The sequence below is a fragment of the Robbsia betulipollinis genome (assembly GCF_026624755.1).
GTDB classification, from domain to species: domain Bacteria; phylum Pseudomonadota; class Gammaproteobacteria; order Burkholderiales; family Burkholderiaceae; genus Robbsia; species Robbsia betulipollinis.
Genome location: NZ_JAPMXC010000010.1, coordinates 528,028 through 549,126, shown reverse-complemented (window position 1 = coordinate 549,126; position 21,099 = coordinate 528,028). Strand labels below are relative to the sequence as shown.

The following is a 21,099-nucleotide window of genomic DNA, read 5'->3' as shown; positions in this document are numbered from 1 at the left end:
AGTCCGCTCTCGTCGGGGCATCGAGCCGCCGATCGCCGCCCCTGCATTCGGGATGACGATCGCGCGGCGTTCGGGTGGGTGATCAGTGCGCGCCGAAGCGCAGATGGCCCTGCCGCTGTCCCGCTTCCACCCACCAGCCGAACAGCAGGCCGATCGTGGTCCACAGAACCGCCTGCATGCCGAGCGCGGCAAGGCGGAAACGCCAGAGCACCGATGCCGGAAAATCGGCGGGCACTTCGTCGATCGTCGGCAGCCCGATCTGCACCGCGGCGATCACCGCACCGAACACCAGGGCCGCCAGCACCGTGGCATTCCACGCGCCCAGGCGGACAAGCGCACGCCGCCGCACACCGAGGGCGAAAACCGCCGCGGCGATTGAGACCGCCAGCATCCCGAAATACAGGCCGGTACGCTGCCCGATCGTTCCCGGATCCCCGACCGCTGGCGGATTCGCCGGATATTTCAGCGCCGGCACGACGACCAGGACGACGAAGGCCCCGGCTGCGAGCCATGCCGCCAGCGGTTTCGCCGTCAACCGGCCGCTGCGGCCGTACGCATAGGCGAAAGTCAGCGCGAACAGGCCGCCGAGCGCGGCGCCGTAGACCACGACGCCCGTCAGCAGACCATAACTCGCCTGGGTGTGCCGGCTGACGAGCTCCGGCTCTTCGGCCTCGTGCGCGGCGGCGTGTTCCGTCTGTTCGAACGCGATCGCGCGGTCCACCAGCGGTTCACCGGCAACCCGCGCGACACCGAACGTGATCAGACCCGCGAGGATGCCGACCAGCATTCCGCGCAACAGCAATCTGCCTACCATCTGCGTCCCCGTTCAATGACACGGAAAGCCGAGCAGATGGCGTCCGTCGTGAACGAACTCGTGGACGGCCATGCCCTGGATCAGGGACGTCGCGCCCTGCTCCGCGCCGACGAAATACAACGCCAGCAGCAACAGCAGGCCGGCGAACGCCGCCCAGGGCAGGATCTCGCGCAGTGGCAATGCCACGGGTTGCACGGCCGGATCGAAAACAGCGTCATTCATACGAATATCTCCAAGGGGTTACGCGCCCCGACAAGTGTGGCGAAGGAACGATGCGTGGAGTCTGACTTCCGGTTCGCGGACGAAGCGGTTACAGTGGCGCGACCGTGCCGGGCTTGCACCGGCTTTCCGCGCATCGTGCGGTATTCTACGTCGGAACCGCCGCGCGGCCTGTTTTTGTGGCGGTCCGCGGCGCTGCGGGGCTTTCCGGCCCCGGACTGCCGGCGTCGATGCAAAGGAGAACAATGGCGAACCGGATCCTGCTGCTCTGCGCGTGCGCCACATCCGGTTTGCGCCAGGGACGCTTTCCCGCGCACGGCGCATACGACGATCTCGACGCGCGCGGCCGCGCCGCCGCGCACGCCGCCGGGCCGCATCTGGCGCATCTGGCGCATCCGGCACATGGCGCGGTATTCAGCAGCCCGGCGGCGGCGGCATTGCAGACCGCCGCCGCGCTGGGCCTCACGCCACGCGTGGTGGCCGCGCTGCGGGATACCGATTACGGGCAATGGCGTGGTCGTGCGCTCAAGGACGTCGCGCGCGAGGCACCCGAGCACTTGCGCGCCTGGCTGACGGACGTCGCGGTGGCGCCCCCCGCGGGCGAGAGCTTCATGCAGGTGGTCGCACGGGTCGACGCCTGGCTGGACGCGCAACTGGCCCATGCCCTGGCGGAGACACCGGCGGCGCCGGGCCACGTCGAAGACCTCGCAGATGCATCGGTTCTCGTCGTGACCCATCCCGCCGTGATCCGGGCGAGCGCGCTACGCGGTACCGGGATGACGCCCGACGCGGCCGCGCGGCTGGACGTCGCGCCTTTGTCCGTCATGGCGCTCGAACGGCGGCACGATATGCGCGAACCTGGATGGAAACCTCGATGGGTACCCTCGGTGGCTCCCCCTATCGAGGAACCCCCGCGATAGCGCAATCGCGTTAAGATGGAAGCAGCCACGGGGTTCGCGGCATCCTTTCCATCAAACAAAGGTTGTTCAACATGAAAAAGCAATTTGTCGTCGCCACCTTGGTGGCCCTGGCATCGGCCACGGCGTCTTTCGCCGCCGAGGCGCAGATGGCCTCCCCCGCCGCGACCACGACGGAAGTCACGCCGCCGCGTCACCATGTGAAGCGTCACCCGATCCGCAACCGCATGCACAAGATCGGCCGCGCCCTGAAGGCCCCGCACGCGCCATCGGCCCCGACGGAACCGAAACCCTGATTCTCGACGTACCGGCTCTCGGCGTACCGGCCGCATCGTCCGGATGCGGCCGACGCGGACAGCGGCACCCCCGCACCGCCGCACCATCCATTCCCCGCTTTTCCCGAAATTTATTTTGACAGGGCCGCGCGCTCGATAGAATTCCATTTTGATAATGGAACCCGGTTCCATTTTATGGAACCTGCTCCATGAGCATTCTCGAAACCGCCAGCGCCGTCCTGCAATTGATGGCCGCCCGCCAGGCGCCGCTGACCGTCAGCGAACTCGTCGAGGCGCTACAGATGCCCAAAAGCACCGCGTCGCGCGTGCTGCGGCAGATGGGCGAGCAACGCCTGCTCACGCGCGACGCCGTCACGCTGGCCTACCGGCCCGCTCCCCTGCTGCTGGAACTCGCGCACCTGGTGCGCTCGTCCACGCCATTGATCGACATGTGCGCCCGGGCGCTCGACGCCTTGGGCGAGGAGAGCGGCCATACCGGTTACGTATCGGTGCTGGAAGGCAACGACGTCATGACCCTGCGCGTGCGTCCCGGCTCGCAGCCGCTGCGCGCCCGGACGAACCCCGGGCACCGGTCGCCCTCCTGGGCCACCTCCACCGGCCGGGCGCTGCTGGCACGCGAGAGCGGCGCGGCCATCGCCGTCCGGTTCGCCGCCGGCCTGTCGTCCCCGCTGGCCCACCGGCCGCCCGGCGGACCGGCCACGCTCGACGAACTCCATGCTGCGCTCGATGCCGTGCGCCGCGAGCGTTTCGCGATCGCGGAAAACGAAGCCTTCGCCGGCATCTGCTCGATCGGCAGCGCGGTCGCGGATCCGGCGAGCGGCGAATGCCTCGCATTCTGCCTGACCTTTCCCAGCGGCATGCTGAGCCATGACGCGAAAGAAGCGCTGGCCACCCGCGTGCGCGCCCAGGCGGAACGCATCGGCCGCGCGGTCGGCGATCCCTTCTGGACCGCAGGGCGCTAGCCGGCGCCCGCCACGCTTTCGCGCCGCACGGCGCGCCCTTTTTCCCCACGCGCCCTCGTCCGACACCATGCCCTCCCCCATCCTTCCCGCTGGAACCCCCCCGCCCGGTACCCCGGCGCCACGCGCATCCGGGCCGCACCCGTCCGCGCTGGCCCCGGCCAATCTGCTGCTGCTCGCGGTACTGAGCGTGTTCGGCGCGATCATCGGCATCGAGTTGCTGGTGAAACTCGGCGTCACGCCGAACACATCGATCATCGGCGCGCTGGCGGCGATGATCTGCGCCCGCATCCCTTTGCGGTGCTTCGCGAACTATCGTTCGGTACATGTGCAGAATCTCGCGCAAAGCGCGATCTCGGCGGCCACGTTCGGCGCGGCGAACAGCCTGCTGTTGCCGATCGGCATTCCCTTCCTGATGGGCCGTCCCGACCTGATCATGCCGATGTTCGCCGGCGTATCGCTGGCCATGCTGCTCGACGGCTATATGCTCTACAGGATGTTCGGCACGACGATCTTCCCGGAGACCGGCACCTGGCCGCAAGGCGTCGCCGCCGCCGAGGCGATCAAGGCCGGCGACCGGGGCGGCCGGCAGGCGCGCGTGCTGGGCATCGGTCTGGGGATCGGTGTGGCGGGCGCCTGGCTGGGCATCCCGATGTCGGCGTTCGGCACGGCCTTCATCGGCAATATCTGGGCGCTGGGGATGCTCGGTCTCGGCTTCCTGCTGCGTGGCTATTCGATGCCGCTGTTCGGCCTCGCCATCGACAAGGCATACATTCCGCACGGCATGATGATCGGCGCGGGCCTGGTTGCCCTGCTGCAGGTGGGTTGGCGAATCTTTCGCGACAAGGCGCCGGCCGGCACGGCTGCCGCGGCGCGCGCCGCCGGCAATAGTATGGGCACCGGCACCGGCACCGGCGACCGCCGCGCCCGTGCGCCGGACATGCGCGACTCGCTGCGCTTCGGCAGTCTCGCCTATGTGGCACTGGCCGCCGCCGTGTCGCTCGGCAGCGGCCTCTACGCCGGCATGTCGGTTGGCATGTTGCTCGCATTCATTGCCTATGCGGCGTTCGCGGCGTTCGTGCACGAACTGATCGTCGGCATTGCGGCGATGCACTCAGGCTGGTTTCCCGCTTTCGCGGTGGCACTCATCACCTTGCTGATCGGCATGGTGATCGGCTTCCCCCCCACCGCGCTGGTGGTGCTGTGCGGTTTCTCGGCGGCCACCGGACCGGCGTTCGCCGACATGGGCTATGACCTGAAAGCCGGTTTCATCCTGCGCGGCCATGGCGCGGATCCGGCCTTCGAACTCGCCGGACGCCGTCAGCAGTTGCTCGCCGCCATGCTGGCTTTCGTGATCGCGATTCCCGTGGTCTATATCGCGCATACCGGGTTCTTCGCCAACGGCCAGATTCCGCCGGTCGCGAAAGTCTATGCGTCGACGATCCAGGCGGGCGTCGCGCCCGGCGTGCTCCACGCGCTGCTGGTGTGGGCCTTCGCCGGCGCCATCCTGCAATGGCTGGGTGGCCCGAAACGGCAACTGGGCGTGCTGTTCGCCACCGGCCTGCTGATCGCGAACCCGGCCGCGGGCTGGGCCGTGATGGCCGGCATCGCTCTGCGCGTCGCGATCGAACGACGCGGCGGCGCCGCGGCAAGAAACGCGATGGAGGTGTTCGCCGCGGGCATGATCGCGGGCGATGCGCTCTTCAGCTTCTTCAATTCACTGGTACGCACGCGCGCGCGCTGAGCGCCGCGTGCGCTTCGCTTCTTCCATCGATCACGTCGTCCTTTACCGCACACTGCCACGAACCATGAGCCTTTCCCACACCTTGCGGGTTTTCGACGCCTTCGACAGCCGTTTCGCCTCGGGCGATACGGTTCGCGCGCTGCTCGCCCCCTACGAGGATCAAGGCGTCACGGTCGACGTCACGCGCCTGGACGGCGCGCAGGGATCGACCGATTTCGTCAAGATCCACATTCCCGGCGAAACCGGCAAACGCCGCGGCGGCCGGGCGCCGACGCTGGGCATCGTCGGGCGTCTGGGCGGCATCGGCGCGCGGCCCTCGCGCATCGGGATGGTCTCGGACGCCGACGGCGCGATCGCGGCGGTGGCCGCGGCGCTCAAGCTCGCCGCGATGCGCGCCGCGGGCGACCCGTTGCCGGGCGACGTTTTCGTGACGACCCACATCTGCCCGGACGCGCCGACGCGACCGCACGACCCGGTCGATTTCATGGATTCGCCCATCGACACCGAGGTGATCAACGCGCACGAGGTCTGGGACGAGATGGACGCGGTGTTGTCGATCGACACGACCAAGGGCAACCGCATCGTCAACCACCGGGGCTTCGCCCTCTCGCCCACCGTCAAGGAAGGCTATATCCTGCGTGTCGCCGAGGATCTGCTGCGGATCATGGAAACGACGACCGGCCGCGCAGCCGTCACCTTTCCCGTGACGACGCAGGACATCACGCCCTACGGCAATGGCGTCCACCATCTCAACAGCATCATGCAGCCATCGATCGCGACACGCGCCCCGGTGGTCGGCGTGGCGATCACCACCGAAAGCGTCGTGCCGGGGTGCGGCACCGGCGCGAGCCAGGAAGTGGATATCGCCGCCGCCGCGAAGTTCGCGGTCGAAGTGGCCAAGGAATTCGGCCGGGGCACCTGCGCGTTCTACGACACGGCCGACTATGCCCGCCTGCTCGCCCTGTACGGCTCGCTCGCCCACCTGCAACGGCGGCAGACGCCATGATCCCGCCACTGCTGGGAACCGTCACCATCGGCCAGGCGCCGCGCAGCGACATCGCGCCAATCCTCGCCATGCATCTTCCTCCTACCGTGGGTTGCCTGCACGTAGGCGTCCTCGACGGCCTGGCGCACGACGTGATCGCGGCCCGCTTCGCGCCTCGCGCGGGCGCGCCGACGCTGATCACCCGGCTGCTGGACGGTAGCGCGGTGGTACTCGACAAAGCCGCCGTCCGGCAAGTGCTGCAGCAGAAGATCGACGCGCTCGAACAGGCCGGCTGCACCGTGGTGCTGGTGTTGTGCACGGGCGAATTCGACGGCCTGCGCACGCGGCAGGCCTGGCTGGTCGAACCGGACCGGATCGTGCCGCCCGCCGCCGCCGCGCTCGCGGGTACGCGCCAGGCCGGCACCGTCGTGCCGCTGCCAAGCCAGATCGCCAGCGAGTACCGGAAATGGCAGGGCCTCGCGCATCCCCCGTTGTGTTCGGCGGCCTCGCCGTATGGCGACGACGACGCGGCGCTCGCCGCCGCGGCGCGGGACCTGCGCGAACGCGGCGCCGAGCTCCTGATTCTCGATTGCATGGGTTTCGTCGAACGGCATCGGGCCATCGCGCGCGCGGCCTGCGGCTTGCCGGTGATCCTCTCGAACGCCCTGATCGCCCGTCTCACGGCGGAACTGCTCTGATGGCAACGCGTCCGTCGTCCGCCTCCATCCTGCCCTCCAACGCGAGCGGATCGACGTGCGTCAGCCCCGCTCACCTCCGCGCGGCGGCCGGCACGACGCCGCCGCCGCGCCACTGGAACCTGCGATGAACCTGCTGCTCCTGAGTAACTCGCGCGGCCCCGACGGCCGTTATCTGGCCCACGCGCTCACCGCGATCGCGACGCTGGCGGGGCCGCGGCGACGCGCGCTGTTCCTGCCCTTCGCGGGCGTGACGATGTCCTGGCTTAGCTATACCGAGACCGTCGCCGAAGCGCTGGCGCCGCTGGGCATCGATGTCCGTTCGCTCGACGACGCGGGCGATATCGACGCCCAGCACGCGGCGCTGCACGATGCCGAATTGATCGTGGTGGGCGGCGGCAACACGTTTCAATTGCTGAAGATCTGCCGCGAACGCGGCCTGCTCGACGTCATCGCGCACGCGGTGCGCGGCGGCACCCCTTACCTGGGCTGGAGCGCCGGCGCCAATCTCGCCTGCCCGACGATCAGCACCACCAACGACATGCCGATCGTCGACCCGCGGGGTCTGACAGCGCTCGGACTGATCGATTTTCAGATCAACCCGCATTACACGAACGCCTTGCCGGCGGGCCATCGCGGCGAAACCCGGGACCAGCGCATCGCCGAATTCCTGGTCGCGAACCCGGACCGCACGGTGCTGGGCCTGCCCGAGGGCGACGGCCTCCAGGTAACGAACGATACGGTGCGGCTGTGCGGGCCGTTCCCCGCGCGGCATTTCGTCGCCGGTGGCGCGGCCGGGGATGTCCCGCCCGGCACCGTATTCGACCTCGCGGGACGACCGCGGGCGTCCTGAACCGCCGAGCCCGCCAAGCGTGCGGTGCAGCTTGCCCAATAAGGGAAGAACGGACCGGCGCATGTCCATGACCGCCTGAACGGCAATTCGGACGCGCAATGAAAAAGGTCCCGCGCGCGATGCCATCGTGCAGACGGCATCACGCGCGGGACCCCGGGACCGGCGTCGACGCGGCGGCCCGTAAAGCCGCCGGCGCCGCGTCAGTCCTCCCCTTACAGCAGCTTGCCCAGCAGGATGCCCACGCCGGCGGCGATCAGCAGTGCGGCGATCGGGTTGCTCTTGGTCGCGTCGACGACCTGATCGACGGTCTCGCCGTATTGCGCCTGGACCTTGCCAGCCAGCTGACGGCCCTTGCCTTCGGCCTGCAGGCCGGCATCGCCCAGCAAGCCGCCTGCGGCGTCCTGGATCTTGCCAACGGCGTTCTTCGCGGTTCCAACGATTTGGTCTTCGGCCATCATGCGCTCCAGTGTGGTGAATGTATCAACGGGTATTTCCGTCCTACCACTGTATCGCGAATTTCAGGTTTGGTGTTTTCATGCGAACGGACGGACGCGTGCCTCGGACCCCGGCCCTTACCCCGGCGTCCGCGCCGATGCGCTCAAGCCGTCGATTTTTCTGTAGGATCGAACTTTTCCGCTTTTTAGGCCCGTTGGCACGCCATGACCGCTCCGACCCCCACCCTGCAGATCACCCCCTCCCCGCATGTCCTCGACGACGAACAGCGTCAGGCGCGCATGACCGGTCCGGGCTTTGGCCGCGTCTTCACCGACCACATGGTCGTGATTCCCTATCGGGACGGCGCCTGGCAACCTGGCGAGGTGAAGGCCTATGGTCCGCTGGCGCTCGATCCGGCGACCTCGGCCCTGCACTACGGCCAGGCGATCTTCGAAGGCTTCAAGGCCTTCGCCCAGCCGGACGGCAGCGTCGCGACGTTCCGCCCCGAGGAGAATGCCGCACGCTTCAACCGCAGCGCGGCCCGGCTCGCCATGCCCGCGCTGCCGCCCGAGCGGTTCATGGAAGCCGCCGATGCGCTGATCACGCTCGATCGCAAATGGGTACCCGGCGCGGTCGGTGAAAGCCTGTACCTGCGGCCGCTGATGTTCGCCTCCGACGCGTACCTGGGCGTGCGGCCGTCGCTGGCGTATCTGTTCGTCCTGTTCGCGTCGCCCGCCGGTGCGTATTTTTCGCAGGGCGTGAAACCGGTGACGGTCTGGATCAGCGAGGATTTCGTGCGCGCCGCCGCCGGCGGCACGGGCGAGGCGAAATGCGCCGGCAACTACGCGGCCAGTCTCGCCGCGCAGGCGCAGGCCGAACAGAAGGGATGCGACCAGGTGGTCTGGCTCGACGCCGCGCGCCGCGACACGGTGGAAGAGATGGGCGGGATGAACCTGTTCTTCGTCTACCGCGACGGCGACCACGTGACGCTGGTGACGCCGGAGCTGACCGGCTCGCTGCTCCCCGGCGTCACCCGCCGCAGTTTGCTGGAGATGGCGCGCGACCTCGGCTTCGCCGCCGAGGAGCGCAAGGTCACCGTGCGGCAATGGCGGGACGACCTTGCCGCCGGGCGGCTCACCGAAGTGTTCGCCTGCGGCACCGCGGCCGTGATCACGCCGGTCGGCAAGGTCAAGGCGAACGGCTTCGAACTCGATATCCATGGCGGCGAGAACGGACCGGTCGCACTCGCGCTGCGCAAGGCGCTGCTCGACCTCCAGCACGGCGCGGCCCCGGACCCGCGCGGCTGGATGCACAAGGTCTGCTAGTGGTCTGCTAGTCGAGTGCCTCGGCTTCATCGAGATACGGCGTACGCCAGCCACTGGCGATGCCCCAACGATAGAAACCGAAGGCCACGACCGCCACCGCCAGCATGTCCCAGCCGAACGGCAACAGGCCGATACCGCCGAACGGGCGGCTGCCGCAGTAGGACAGCACGGCCATCGCCGGCAGATAGGCGATCAGCCAGAAGGCGGAGGCGAGATCCCGTCCCCAGCCGGTCCAGCCGGTACGCGCCTGGTAGTAGAAATACACCGGCAGCGCGACGACCATCAGCAGGATGATCTCGCCCGTCAACGGCCAACGCGCCCAGAACAGGATCAGCGACGCGAACACGAAGGCGAGCGGCGCGATCAGGCGCATGCCGGGCACCGTCAGCGGACGCCGCAGCCCTGGCGCATGCCGGCGCAGCGCCATCAGGCTCACCGGACCGGTGAGATAGGAAATGACGGTGGCCACCGAGATCACCGCCGCGAGCGAACTCCAGCCGCGGAAGAAGAACAGAAACAGGAAGGACACCGCCAGGTTGAACCACATCGCCGCGCGCGGCACGCCATACAGCGGGTGCATCGTGCCCAGGAAAGCGGGCAGCGTACGATTGCGTTCCATCGCCTGGATCATGCGCGAGGTCGTCGCCATGTACGTGATGCCCGTGCCGCTGGGGCTGATGAAGGCGTCGACATACAGCAGGAAAGCCAGCCAGTTCAGGCCCAGCGCGATCGCCAGGTTCGCGAACGGCGAACTGAAATCGATCGTGTTCCACCCACGCGCGATCTGCGCCGGGTCGACCGAGCCGATATACACGACCTGCAGCAGCACGTAGATGACCAGCGCCAGCAGGATCGAGCCCACTACCGCGAACGGCACGCTGCGCGCGGGGTCGCGCGCCTCGCCGGCGAGGTTGACCGGGCTCTGGAAACCGTTGAACGCGAAGATGATGCCGCTGGTGGCCACCGCGGTGAAGACCGCCGACCAGCCGTACGGCGCGAAGGTGCTGGCGCCGCCGACGCCTGGCGCCAGATGACCGAGGTTCGCGCTGTCGAAACGCGCGAAGAACAGGCCCGCCACCGTCAATGCCGGAATGATGAACTTGAGAATGGTGATCGCCGTATTCGCCTTCGCGAACAGCTTCACTCCCCAGTAATTCAGCAGGAAGTACACCACCACCAGCACCGCCGACAGCAACAGGCCGGGTGACGTCAACGAGCCGTCGACATAGAGCGCGTGCGCCCAGGGCCAGGGCCAGGAACTCATGTACTGGATCGAGGCCTCGGCCTCGATCGGAATCACCGAAACGATGGCGATCCAGTTGGCCCAGCCGCTGATGAAGCCCACCAGCGAACCATGCGAATAGCGCGCGTAGCGCACCATGCCACCGGATTCCGGAAACATCGCACCCAGTTCGGCATAGGCGAGCGCGATCGCGAGAATCACGACGGCGCCGATGATCCAGGCGACCAGCGCCGCGGGTCCGGCGATCTTCGCCGCTTTCCAGGCGCCGAACAACCACCCCGAACCGATGATCGATCCCAGCCCCGTCAGCATCAACGCAAAGGGGCCGATACTGCGCTGGCTGCCTTGGTGACGGTTTTTCGTACTTCCTTGTTGCATGCATGCTCCTGATGATTTTCCAGAACGGAAAAAGGCCCGGTTTTCGAGACGTCGGCCTGTCGACACGCCGCGGCTCCGCACGGAGAAACGCCGGGACGGAAACGGTCTGCGTCGGAAAGGGATGGTAAAAAGCGGAAGGCGGCGTCGAGGATGCGCGGTGACGCCGCGGAAATGACGATGACGACATCGCATGCGCACCCTCGCAGGGGGGCCGCCTCGCGCCTGGCCCGCAAGGGGCGCTAGTGTACTATCGGAACTTGTCCTGCGTCCCGTACGGATGGCATCCGATATCTAGAAAAATACCCTGATACATGAAAGATTTGTAATCGTACCCGTGCGGTACGGAGGGCACCGCACGGGCAGGACGCGACGCTCAGCCGTTCTGGTCGTCTTTGTTTTCGCTTTTGCCGAACAGCCCGGCGAGGCCGCCCAGCGAACCCAGCACCGAGTTCGTGTCCAGCTTGCCGTCCGCCGGAACCTGTCCGTCCGGCGTGGCGCGGTCCACCATATTCGGCAGCACCATCGCCAGCATGCCGCTCAATTGCTCGCTGGACATGCCGAACTTCTGCGCAAAGTTCGTGACCGTTTCCGAACCCAGTACCTTGGTCAGCAATTCCGGCTCGATCGACTTGTTCTCGCCGTTACCGATCCACGACTCGACGATGTCGCCCGCGCCATGCTGGTGAAAGCGGTCGATCAGGCCGCTAACGCCGCCCGGCTGGTTGTTGATGAAATTCATCGCTTCGCCAATCATTCCGCCCGAAGCCGCACCGGCGTCGGTACCAGTGCCATTGCCGGAAGGCGTTTGTCCGAACGAAGAGGCCAGGGAATCGAATATGCTCATGGTGTTTCTCTCTTGAAAAGATCGATCGTCGTGGAACGACGAAGTCGTCACGGCATCCAGACGATGCCGCGTCATCCAGCTAGGGTACAGGATCACTCCACCCGGGCAAAGGCCCACGAGCGAGGAACGCAGATTGCTGGGCAGTGGGCAACGACCCACGCAGCGCGTGCGTCCCGTAGCGGGCAGCCGCCCGCCGCCCACTGGAGAACCTCATGAAAGCATTGTGCTGGCACGGCAAAAAGGACGTTCGCTACGATACGGTACCGGACCCGATCATCGAGCACCCGCGCGACGCCATCATCAAGATGACCGCCTGCGCCATCTGCGGCTCGGACCTGCACCTGTTCGACGGCTTCATGCCGGGCATGGAATCCGGCGACGTGCTCGGTCACGAATTCATGGGCGAGGTGGTCGAGGTCGGCAGCGAGAACAAGGCGTTGAAGGTAGGCGACCGCGTCGTCGTGCCGTTCACGATCACCTGTGGCGAATGCTACCAGTGCAAGCGCGGCAATTTCTCGGTCTGCGAGCGCAGCAACCGCAACAAGGAAGCCGCGGACAAGGTCTTCGGTCACAGCACCGCGGGACTCTTCGGCTACAGCCACCTGACGGGCGGCTATGCCGGCGGACAGGCGGAATTCGTTCGCGTGCCGTTCGCGGATCAGACGCATGTCAAGATTCCCGACGGCCTGAGCGACGAGCAGGTGCTGTTCCTCGGCGACATTTTCCCGACCGGCTGGCAGGCGGCGATGCAATGCGAGATCGAGCCCACCGACACCGTGGCGATCTGGGGCGCCGGTCCGGTGGGACAAATGGCGATCCGCAGCGCCGTCATTCTCGGCGCCAAGCAGGTGGTGGTGATCGACAATGTGCCGGAGCGCCTCGCGATGGCGGCGGCGGGCGGCGCGATCACGATCAATTTCGATAACGAAGGCGTGGTCGAGCGCCTGCAGGAACTGACCCAGGGCAAGGGCCCGGACAAGTGCATCGACGCCGTGGGCATGGAGGCGCACGCCACGCGTTCGATCGACTCGATCGTGGACCGTGCCAAGCAGGCGGTGATGCTCGAGAGCGATCGTCCCCACGTGCTGCGGGAAATGATCTACGTTTGCCGGCCGGCCGGTATTCTCTCCGTGGCGGGCGTGTATGGCGGCTTGATCGACAAGCTGCCGTTCGGTGCGTCGATGAACAAGGGACTCACCTGGCGCATGGCGCAGACGCACGTCAAACGCTGGACCGACGACCTGCTGCATCGCATCCAGGAAGGCCAGATCGATCCATCCTTCGTGATCACGCACACGGTGCCGCTGTCCGAAGGCGCGGGGATGTACGAAACGTTCCGCGACAAGAAGGACGGCTGTATCAAGGTCGTGCTCAAGCCGTAACGCGTGCCGGTCGAACCGTACGGTTCGCTCAAAAACCCCGTGCCGGACGGCGTACCGCGCTCGCCGGCGCGGGACTCGCCGCCACCTGTTCGACGACCACGTCCGACACCGGCAACGCCACGCAGGCCAGCATCCAGCCGTCCTGCTTCTCCTGCACGGACAGCCCCGGCCACTCGACCCGATACACCAGCTCTCCGGTCAATAACCGGCACAGGCAGGCCCGGCACGTGCCGTTGCGGCAGGAACTGGGCATGTGCCAGGCCGCACGGGCCGCGGCCTCGAGCACGGACTCGCCGGCCCGCACGTCCAGCGTCACGCCGGCAGGCTCCAGTCGCAGTGCGTGCAACCGCCCGCCCAATGCGCCAGCCTCTCCGGCGACTTGCCGCCCGTCCTCCCGCATGATCCCGTTCTCCCGAAATTACCGTTTTTTCCGATAGCGGCCACTGCCCGTACTCCTGCAACCGTCTTTTCAGGCCAGGCGGCTGGCCGTCGCCGGACGACTTGGCTATACTGCCCCCCTTTCTCCAGGCCGTGCATGTCACGGTCGTCAGTACAGCAGGGCTTCTGCCTTTCAGCACGGATAACAACATGACCCGGCGCCTCACGCCTTTTTTCCGGCCCGCGCTCGCGGCCGGTTGCACCACCTTCGCCTTGCTTGCCACGCTTACGCCAGGCCGCGCGATCGCGCAAGAGAGCAGCGTCGTGCTCTACGGCATGGTCGACGACGCGGTGACGTATGTCAACAATCAGAACGGCCACGCCAACGTCTATCTGCGCGGCGGCAATCTGTACGCGAGCAAGTTCGGACTCCGCGGCACCGAGCAACTGAGCTCCACCACGCGGGCGCTGTACGACCTGCAGGCCGGCTTCGATACGAATTCCGGCTCCGCGGCCGCCTCCGGGCTGGAATTCAATCGCGAAGCCTTCGTCGGTCTGGACGATACCCGCTACGGCACGCTCACGCTGGGGCGACAGTACACGCCCTACTATCTCTTCGTGGGACCGCTCACGGGCAGCTCGCTGCTCACCGGCGCGAACGGCGCGCATCCGGGCGATCTCGATGGACTCGACACGACGACCCGCGTCAATAGTTCGATCAGCTATGCAACCCCGGTGATCGACGGCTTCGCCGCGAGCGCGATGTTCGCGCCGGGCGGCGGCGCGGGCAGCGTCGTCAACGGCGATGCGATCAGCGCGGCGCTGCGCTACACGGGCGGCCCGTTCGCCTTCGCCGCCGGCTATGTACGGCTCGACAATGCATCGACCACCACCGGTTGGGACGCATCGTCCACCGCGTCGTTCAACACGTCGGTGGCGAACCAGGGTTATGTTTCCGCGCGGGCGGTGCAGCAGTTTTCGGTCGCCGCGACCTACGCCATCGGGCCCTGGCTCGCGGGCGTGGACTATTCGCATGTGGCGTTTCTGCCGGGTGCGAAATCCGTTTTCACCGATACCGCAAGCTTCAATATCTATAGCGCTGTCGCCCGCTACGCCTTCTCCAAGGCGCTCGACGTCACCGGCGGCCTCTCCTATGCACGGGCGACCCGGGCGAACGGCATCGAGAACGCGGCGCGCTACGAACAGGCTTCGCTGCGCGAGGTGTTCCACCTGTCGCCGCGTACCTCGCTCTATGCGTTGCAGACCTACGCGCACGCGCGGGGCGACACATTGGGCACCGCGGGCGCGGGCGACGTGATCGCCGCGGGACCGGTCATCGGCGACGCGCAAAATCTGACGCCGTCTTCCACGGCGAACCAGTTCATGGCGATGTTCGGCATGGCCGTGGTTTTTTAGGCGCCGCGTGATCGCCGTCGTCCCGCGCATGAGTGGTCAGGAGCCCGATCAAACGGGGCTGCCGGAAAGCGGGCGTATCGGGTCTCGTGAAAGGGTCGGTTAGACCGGTCGGAATTTTGACTGGTTACAGTGGGCCGGGCAAGTCCACCCACATCGCGACCCAGGGGCATCGATATGAACCATAGACCCGCAGGCACCGTCACGCATCCGGAACTCAAGCAGACGCTGGGCACCTGGCAACTCTGGGGCATCGCCGTCGGCCTGGTCATCTCCGGCGAATATTTCGGCTGGAGTTATGGCTGGGCCAGCGCCGGCACCCTCGGCTTCGTCGCGACCGCGATCTTCGTGGCTGCCATGTACGCCGCCTTCATTTTCAGTTTCACCGAACTGACCACCTCGATTCCCGATGCCGGCGGCCCCTTCGCCTACGCGCGCCAGGCCTTCGGGCCGGTGGGCGGCTATATCGCGGGCGCCGCGACCCTGGTGGAATTCGTGTTCGCGCCGCCGGCGATCGCGCTGGCGATCGGCGCCTATCTGCATGTCCAGTTTCCCGGGCTCGAACCGAAGACCGCGGCGGTGGGCGCCTATCTCGTCTTCATGGCGCTGAACATCGTCGGCGTGCAGATCGCCGCGACGTTCGAACTCTGCGTCACCGTGCTGGCGATCCTGGAATTGCTGGTGTTCATGGGGGTCGTGTCGCCCGGTTTCGCCTGGTCGAATTTCACGAAGGGCGGCTGGTCGGGCGCCTCGCATTTTTCGCTCGGTTCCTTCAGCGGCATGTTCGCGGCGATTCCCTTCGCGATCTGGTTCTTTCTCGCCATCGAAGGGGTCGCGATGGCGGCCGAGGAAGCGAAGAATCCGCGCCGCTCGATTCCGATCGCCTATGTCTGCGGCATCCTCACGCTGGTCCTGCTGGCGATGGGCGTGATGGTATTCGCGGGCGCGGCCGGCGACTGGACCAAACTGTCCAACATCAACGACCCGCTGCCGCAAGCGATGAAATTCATCGTCGGCGAACATAGCGGCTGGCTGCACATGCTGGTCTGGCTGGGCCTGTTCGGTCTCGTCGCCTCCTTCCACGGCATCATCCTCGGCTACTCCCGGCAGATCTTCGCGCTGGCCCGCGCCGGCTATCTGCCGGCGTGGCTGGCCCAGGTCCACCCCCGCTTTCGCACGCCCCATCGCGCGATCCTCGCGGGCGGCGTCGTCGGCATCGCCGCCATCTTCAGCGACAATCTGATCCAGTTCGGCGGTCAGACCCTCACCGCGAACATCGTCACGCTGTCGGTCTTCGGGGCGATCGTCATGTATCTGATCAGCATGCTCGCGCTTTTCAAACTGCGGCGCACCGCGTCCGACATGCCGCGCCCCTACAGGGCGCCGTGCTTCCCCTTCTTCCCGGGGTTCGCGCTCGCCGCGGCGCTGCTCTGCCTGGGCACGATGATCTATTTCAATGCGCTGATGGCGGGCGTCTTCGCGGTGTTCCTCGCGCTGGGCTATCTGTATTTCCTGGCGACGCGCCGGCAGCGCGAAAATGCACCGGCGGGCACGCCGGCCGACGCGCTTCTCGATCGCTGACGTTCGGCCATCGGCTTTCCGGCAGCCTATTTGTCGGCGGGCTTGCCGAGCGAGTGCCAGCGGCTCGCCCCGAACGAGAAGAACGAGGCCTGGGCCCGCAACGACATCGCCGGCGACAGGGGACCGTATCCCGGCCTGGACCCTGGACCCGATCCGTCGCCGGACCGGCCGGCGGGCCGGTCGTCGCCTTCGTTCGCATCATCGGCATCATCGGTATCGTCCGAGACATCGTCCGGGTCGCGGCGTCCCTCCTGCTCCCGCCCCGGGTGTTCCGGCGAGGAAGGCAGCTGGTCGTCCGGCGGGTGCGACTGCGCTTTTTGCTGCGCCTCCCGCTGCGCTTCCTCCCGTTGCGCTTCCTCCCGTTGCGCTTCCTCCCGTTGCGCTTCCTCCCGCGCACGCCGCACCGCCTCGCGTTCGACCGCCCACAACGCATCCTGGGTCGCCTTGCGGGCCGCGGCACGCTCGGCATCATAGGCGGCGCGCTCGGCCTCCTGTTCCACCTGACGCCGGCTGGCCTCCTCCGGCTCCAGGATCGGCTGATCCTGGGCCAGCAGCAGCGCGAAATGGTCGATATCCGGCAACAGCACCGACATCGGCGAATCGTTGATCAGCACGCGGGCCCAATCGCGATCCAGCAGCGGATCGAACGGGTCCACGTCCGCCAGACGCGCGGTCAGGCGATGTCCCAGGCCGGGATGCCCGGGACCGTAGTGTCCCAGACCGCGGGCCGCCACGCGGCGCGGCTGCCCGGGCTGCCATGGGCCGCGATGGAACGTGCTCTTGCGCTGTTCGCGCATCACGTCCTGTTCGCTGATGACCCGGTGCACGAGCACGTGCTCTCCCACGTATCGCGGATCCTCTTCGTCGAGCGCGCGGGCCACCGTCTTGACCCACATGCAGGAACCGTCCTCGCGCACCATCCGGTAGACAACGCCGTTGCGTCCGCCCAGCACCAGATCCTCGGATTCGATGAATTGCGCCAGGGCGAACCGGTCGTCCCAGTGCACGGACTCGAAAGCGTCGCGTCCATGCAGCTCGAGCGGCGCTTGGCCGAACAGGTCGAGCGAACCGGCAGAAACATAGAGATAACGGAAATTCACGTCAACCAGCGCCACCATGCCCGGCGCCGGGTCAGTCGCTGTACTACGTTGAGTCTGAGCCGTCATCTATCCATCCATTTGTGAGCGCTCCCGTTGTGCGACCGGCGCGTCCCCTTCGCGGGAGCGCTCGGCCTGAACACGGTGCATGCCGTTGTGCGAGGTACTGACGCGCCATCGGCAGTACAGGGAACGTTGCAAAGGATAGGGGCGATCGGCACGGGTGACGGTGTGCCAGCCAACAAAAGCCGGCAGTTTCTCATTTATGACGGCCTGCCTGGCCGTTTTCCTTCGTCAAAAACGCCCGCGTTTCGCCCGCCGCACCGGCCTCGGGAGGGGCGAGACGGGCGTCGTCGGGCACGCAGGCGGGCCGCGCCGGCCCGCGCGGGCCGGTCAGTTGCGACGCGGCGGGGGCGACGTCGGCGACGGCGAGCCGCTCTGCTCGTAGCGCGTGGTGCCGTCGGCGGCGGCGATTTGCTCGACCTTGTTGCGGGCGCCGCAGACCGGGCACCGGAACAGCAGGCCTTGACCTTCGTCGTGGATATCCACGTCGGACAGCTCCCACTCGCTGCGGCAGGGTTGGTTTCGGCAGGTAAACATCGCTTTCTTGGACATGGCAGGGCGCCGCAAAGGGGCGTGCAGGTTGTTCGGAGCGCCCATGACACGCGGCGCTTCGAAGGGTGGTTCCGGACAAAGCCCGCAGTGTACCTTGCCGCCGCTCCGGCCTCGCGACAAAACAGGGATCGTCACGCCGGGCCGCGCCGTCACGGCACCATGCCAGGCCGGGCCGCGCCGGGCCGCGTCAGGCCGCGCCGCGGCGGGCCGGGCCACGCCACACGCGCAGGCCGAGGGCCAGGCACGCCGCCAGCAGGGCGAAGGCGAAACAGACCACGCCGCCCCAGCGATGCGCCTCCCAGAACCAGCCGCCCGCAGAGCCGAGCACGCTCGATCCCAGATAATACGCGAGCAGATAGAGCGATGCCGCGTGTCCCTTCGCGCCATTGGCGAGCGCTCCCACCCACCCGCTCGCCACCGCGTGGGTGATGAAAAAGCCGATGGTGATCGCGACCAGACCGACGATCGTCGCGGGCAACGACGCCGGCAAGGTCAGCAACAGCCCAAGCACCGCCACGGCGATGCCGCTGATCATCACGGGACCGCGGCCGAAGCGGTCCGCCAGCGCGCCCGCCGCCGACGACGCGACCATGCCGAACAGGTAGGCGCTGAAGATCAGCCCGGTCTCGCTGGCGCTCAGATTGAACGGCGCGCCCAGCAAGCGAAAGCCCGCGTAGTTGTAGACGGTCACGAACGCCCCCATCACCAGACAGCCGACGCCGAACAGCGCGGGCAGTTGCGGATGCGCCAGATGGCGGCGCCACAAGGCCAGGTGATGCGCCGGCCCCAGCCCGGTGCGCGGCGTGAAGTTCCGGGAAACGGGCAGCAGCCAGACGAAGGCCGCGGCTGCCAGCAGATCGATCACGCCCAGCGTCATCATCGCATGACGCCAGGAAAACGCATCGGTCAGAAAACTCATGCCCACGCGCCCCATCATGCCGCCGAAGGCGGTACCGCCGACATACAGCCCCATCGACAGTCCCAGGCCGCGCGGGTCGATTTCCTCGGCCAGATAGGCCATCGCGACGGCCGGCACGCCTCCCAGCACGAACCCCTCGAGCGCACGCGCCAGCAGGATCAGGTGCCAGCTGGGCGCGATGGCCGCCAGGACGTTGAAGGCCGCCGCCAGCGCCATCGACGTGAACATCAGGCCGCGGCGGCCGACGCGTTCGGATACCGCCCCCGCGCACAGTATCGAGAACGCGAGAAAACCGGTGGAAAGCGACAGGGCCAGCGAACTCTGCGCCGCGCCGATGCCGAACTCCACGGTCAGCGCCGGCAACAGGGGCTGCACGCAGTACAGCAGCGAAAACGTGGCGAAGCCCGATAGAAACAGCGCAAGGCTGATGCGCCGGTACGCCGGCGAGCCGCGCGTCACCCAGGCGAGCGCTGCGGGAGCGGGCGCCGGGACCGGGGCCGGGGCATCGCCTTGAATGACCGCCGGTGGCGAACCGGCGATCGGAGGCGCACCGGCGACGGGCGGCGCGGGGGCGAACGGCGGCACGGGAGCGAGCGGTTCCGGAGCGGCGGGCTTGAAACGGGAGGTCATGGGGAATCTCATGGACGATGCGGTATTTTCCCGCCGTCGAGATCTGCTGTCCAATATATAGTATTGCGTAACGCGATATCTGGAAGCACTATCATGGAACTTCGGCATCTGCGCTATTTCCTGGCCGTAGCGCAGGAAGCGAGCTTCACCCGCGCGGCGGCCCGTCTCGGGCTGGGTCAGCCGCCGTTGAGCCAACAGATCAAGCAGCTCGAACAGGAACTCGGCGTGCGCCTGTTTCGCCGCACCTCCCACGGCGTAGTGCTGAGCGACGCCGGCCGCGCGTTCGAGCCCGAGGCGCAGCGGGTGCTCGACGACACGCAGCGTGCCATGCGCGCGGCGCAGCGCGCGGGGCGCGGCGAGACCGGCATCCTGCGCGTCGGCTTCACCGGTTCGGCCGCGTTCAATGCGGTCGTGCCCGATTCGATCCGGCGTTTTCGTACGGCCTTTCCGAAGGTGGAATTGACGCTGGAGGAAGCCACGACCTCCCATCTGCTGCAAAGTCTGCAGGAAAACCGTCTCGACGCCGCTTTCATCCGCCCCGGCGCGGCCCTGACCGCCGGCCTGGATCTCCACCGCTTTCCCGACGAAGCGATGAAGATCGTCGTCGCGTCCGATCACCCGCTCGCCGGGCGCACCGGCGCGGCGCTGGTCGAACTGACACACGAACCCTTCGTGCTGTTCCCGCGCGAGATCGGCCTGTCGATCCGCGAAACCGTGCTGGAGGCCTGCATCGCCGCCGGCTTCACGCCCCGGCTCGGGCAGGAGGCGCCGCAAATCTCCTCGGTCATCAATCTGGTGGCGGCGGCCCTCGGCGTCTCGATCGTCCCGGCGGCGATCGCCAAGGTTCAGGTCGACGGCGTCCGCTATCTCGATATCATCGGCGACGCGCCCCGCGCCAGGCTTGCCGTCGCCACCCGCGTCGGCGGCGCCGAGGCGACGGTCGCGAATTTCCTGCATCTGCTGGGTTGAGGGAGGCGGACGGCGCGCCTCGCGACATGTTGCCGCGCCATCCGGCAGGCCCGATGCTCCTCCCCCCGGCGCCTCGGGCCAACGGCGGCGCGCGACGTCCACGCACGCCGCCAACGGGGATTAGCGCGAAGACGACCCCATTTTCTTGCTATACTCGAAGGCGCCCGTCGGCGCTGTTGGCGTCCCGAACCGACACCGGGCCCATGGCATGCGATCGCCCCGCCGCATCGCGCCCCCTCGCACGGGACGCCCCGCCGGCGCGACGCGCAGCGCGACCGGAAAGCACTCCGAACCCCTTTCCCAAGGCTTTCGAATCCTTTCCGCCCCCCATGCCCCGTGGTCGCCCGGTGGTCGGTTTCCCCCCGGATCCGCCCGTACTGCGCCGCCCGAGATTTCCGCCATTTCCGT

At 67.4% G+C, this 21,099-nt stretch carries 21 protein-coding genes; 12 read left to right on the top strand and 9 right to left on the bottom strand.

Features of this window, described 5'->3' with window-relative positions:
• Window positions 1-82: 82 nt before the first annotated feature.
• Together OVY01_RS20195 and OVY01_RS20190 are read right to left on the bottom strand one after the other, a co-directional pair.
• Window positions 83-814, bottom strand: a complete 732-nt coding sequence (locus OVY01_RS20195) for a CbtA family protein (protein ID WP_267849369.1) — start codon at window positions 812-814, stop codon at window positions 83-85.
• A 12-nt stretch (window positions 815-826) separates the two neighbouring features.
• On the bottom strand, window positions 827-1,036 hold the full coding sequence (locus OVY01_RS20190; protein WP_267849368.1) for a CbtB domain-containing protein: 210 nt from the start codon (window positions 1,034-1,036) through the stop codon (window positions 827-829).
• A 242-nt stretch (window positions 1,037-1,278) separates the two neighbouring features.
• On the opposite strand from OVY01_RS20190, the gene OVY01_RS20185 reads away from it, so the two are divergent.
• From OVY01_RS20185 to pepE, 7 genes are all read left to right on the top strand, one after another.
• A complete protein-coding gene (locus OVY01_RS20185) occupies window positions 1,279-1,953 on the top strand; it encodes a histidine phosphatase family protein (RefSeq protein WP_267849367.1) in 675 nt (224 codons plus the stop codon).
• A 71-nt stretch (window positions 1,954-2,024) separates the two neighbouring features.
• A complete protein-coding gene (locus tag OVY01_RS20180) occupies window positions 2,025-2,246 on the top strand; it encodes a hypothetical protein (RefSeq protein ID WP_267849366.1) in 222 nt (73 codons plus the stop codon).
• Between the two features lie 188 nt (window positions 2,247-2,434).
• A complete protein-coding gene (locus OVY01_RS20175) occupies window positions 2,435-3,208 on the top strand; it encodes an IclR family transcriptional regulator (protein ID WP_267849365.1) in 774 nt (257 codons plus the stop codon).
• Window positions 3,209-3,275: 67 nt separating this feature from the next.
• Complete coding sequence (locus tag OVY01_RS20170; protein ID WP_267849364.1) at window positions 3,276-4,949, top strand: OPT/YSL family transporter; 1,674 nt, start codon at window positions 3,276-3,278, stop codon at window positions 4,947-4,949.
• 64 nt (window positions 4,950-5,013) lie between these two features.
• Window positions 5,014-5,955: a DUF1177 domain-containing protein gene (locus OVY01_RS20165; RefSeq protein WP_267849363.1), complete on the top strand. Its 942-nt coding sequence runs from the start codon at window positions 5,014-5,016 to the stop codon at window positions 5,953-5,955.
• The gene (locus tag OVY01_RS20160) at window positions 5,952-6,632 is read left to right on the top strand and encodes an AroM family protein (protein WP_267849362.1); all 681 of its coding nucleotides are present in this window, start codon (window positions 5,952-5,954) and stop codon (window positions 6,630-6,632) included. The genes OVY01_RS20165 and OVY01_RS20160 overlap by 4 nt, the downstream gene beginning before the upstream one ends.
• Before the next feature lie 124 nt (window positions 6,633-6,756).
• Window positions 6,757-7,482 (top strand): dipeptidase PepE, encoded by a 726-nt coding sequence (gene pepE / locus OVY01_RS20155; RefSeq protein ID WP_267849361.1) that lies wholly within the window; start codon window positions 6,757-6,759, stop codon window positions 7,480-7,482.
• Window positions 7,483-7,694: 212 nt separating this feature from the next.
• Here pepE and OVY01_RS20150 read toward each other — a convergent pair whose 3' ends face one another.
• A complete protein-coding gene (locus tag OVY01_RS20150; protein WP_267849360.1) occupies window positions 7,695-7,937 on the bottom strand; it encodes a CsbD family protein in 243 nt (80 codons plus the stop codon).
• Window positions 7,938-8,141: 204 nt separating this feature from the next.
• On the opposite strand from OVY01_RS20150, the gene OVY01_RS20145 reads away from it, so the two are divergent.
• Window positions 8,142-9,242, top strand: a complete 1,101-nt coding sequence (locus OVY01_RS20145) for a branched-chain amino acid aminotransferase (RefSeq protein WP_267849359.1) — start codon at window positions 8,142-8,144, stop codon at window positions 9,240-9,242.
• A gap of 7 nt (window positions 9,243-9,249) precedes the next feature.
• On the opposite strand, the gene OVY01_RS20140 is transcribed toward OVY01_RS20145, so the two are convergent.
• Together OVY01_RS20140 and OVY01_RS20135 are read right to left on the bottom strand one after the other, a co-directional pair.
• Window positions 9,250-10,863 (bottom strand): APC family permease, encoded by a 1,614-nt coding sequence (locus OVY01_RS20140; protein ID WP_267849358.1) that lies wholly within the window; start codon window positions 10,861-10,863, stop codon window positions 9,250-9,252.
• 373 nt (window positions 10,864-11,236) lie between these two features.
• A complete protein-coding gene (locus tag OVY01_RS20135; RefSeq protein WP_267849357.1) occupies window positions 11,237-11,707 on the bottom strand; it encodes a YidB family protein in 471 nt (156 codons plus the stop codon).
• Between the two features lie 212 nt (window positions 11,708-11,919).
• Between OVY01_RS20135 and OVY01_RS20130 the strand changes: the two genes are divergently transcribed.
• Window positions 11,920-13,089 carry a zinc-dependent alcohol dehydrogenase gene (locus tag OVY01_RS20130; protein WP_267849356.1) on the top strand — a complete coding sequence of 390 codons (1,170 nt, stop codon included), beginning with the start codon at window positions 11,920-11,922 and terminating at the stop codon, window positions 13,087-13,089.
• Between the two features lie 28 nt (window positions 13,090-13,117).
• Here the strand turns inward: OVY01_RS20130 and OVY01_RS20125 are convergent, their stop codons facing one another.
• Window positions 13,118-13,489: a 2Fe-2S iron-sulfur cluster-binding protein gene (locus OVY01_RS20125; RefSeq protein ID WP_267849355.1), complete on the bottom strand. Its 372-nt coding sequence runs from the start codon at window positions 13,487-13,489 to the stop codon at window positions 13,118-13,120.
• A gap of 188 nt (window positions 13,490-13,677) precedes the next feature.
• Between OVY01_RS20125 and OVY01_RS20120 the strand changes: the two genes are divergently transcribed.
• A complete protein-coding gene (locus tag OVY01_RS20120; protein WP_267849354.1) occupies window positions 13,678-14,883 on the top strand; it encodes a porin in 1,206 nt (401 codons plus the stop codon).
• A 174-nt stretch (window positions 14,884-15,057) separates the two neighbouring features.
• Window positions 15,058-16,461: an ethanolamine permease gene (eat, locus tag OVY01_RS20115; RefSeq protein ID WP_267849353.1), complete on the top strand. Its 1,404-nt coding sequence runs from the start codon at window positions 15,058-15,060 to the stop codon at window positions 16,459-16,461.
• Window positions 16,462-16,487: 26 nt separating this feature from the next.
• Here eat and OVY01_RS20110 read toward each other — a convergent pair whose 3' ends face one another.
• The 3 genes from OVY01_RS20110 to OVY01_RS20100 all read right to left on the bottom strand — a co-directional run bounded on the left by OVY01_RS20110 (window position 16,488) and on the right by OVY01_RS20100 (window position 19,722).
• Window positions 16,488-17,627, bottom strand: coding sequence for a PAS domain-containing protein (locus tag OVY01_RS20110; RefSeq protein WP_267849352.1), 1,140 nt, complete (start codon window positions 17,625-17,627; stop codon window positions 16,488-16,490).
• Between the two features lie 324 nt (window positions 17,628-17,951).
• On the bottom strand, window positions 17,952-18,158 hold the full coding sequence (locus OVY01_RS20105; RefSeq protein WP_267849548.1) for a hypothetical protein: 207 nt from the start codon (window positions 18,156-18,158) through the stop codon (window positions 17,952-17,954).
• Between the two features lie 202 nt (window positions 18,159-18,360).
• On the bottom strand, window positions 18,361-19,722 hold the full coding sequence (locus OVY01_RS20100; RefSeq protein WP_267849351.1) for an MFS transporter: 1,362 nt from the start codon (window positions 19,720-19,722) through the stop codon (window positions 18,361-18,363).
• Between the two features lie 93 nt (window positions 19,723-19,815).
• On the opposite strand from OVY01_RS20100, the gene OVY01_RS20095 reads away from it, so the two are divergent.
• Window positions 19,816-20,691 carry a LysR family transcriptional regulator gene (locus tag OVY01_RS20095; protein ID WP_267849350.1) on the top strand — a complete coding sequence of 292 codons (876 nt, stop codon included), beginning with the start codon at window positions 19,816-19,818 and terminating at the stop codon, window positions 20,689-20,691.
• Window positions 20,692-21,099: the final 408 nt, after the last annotated feature.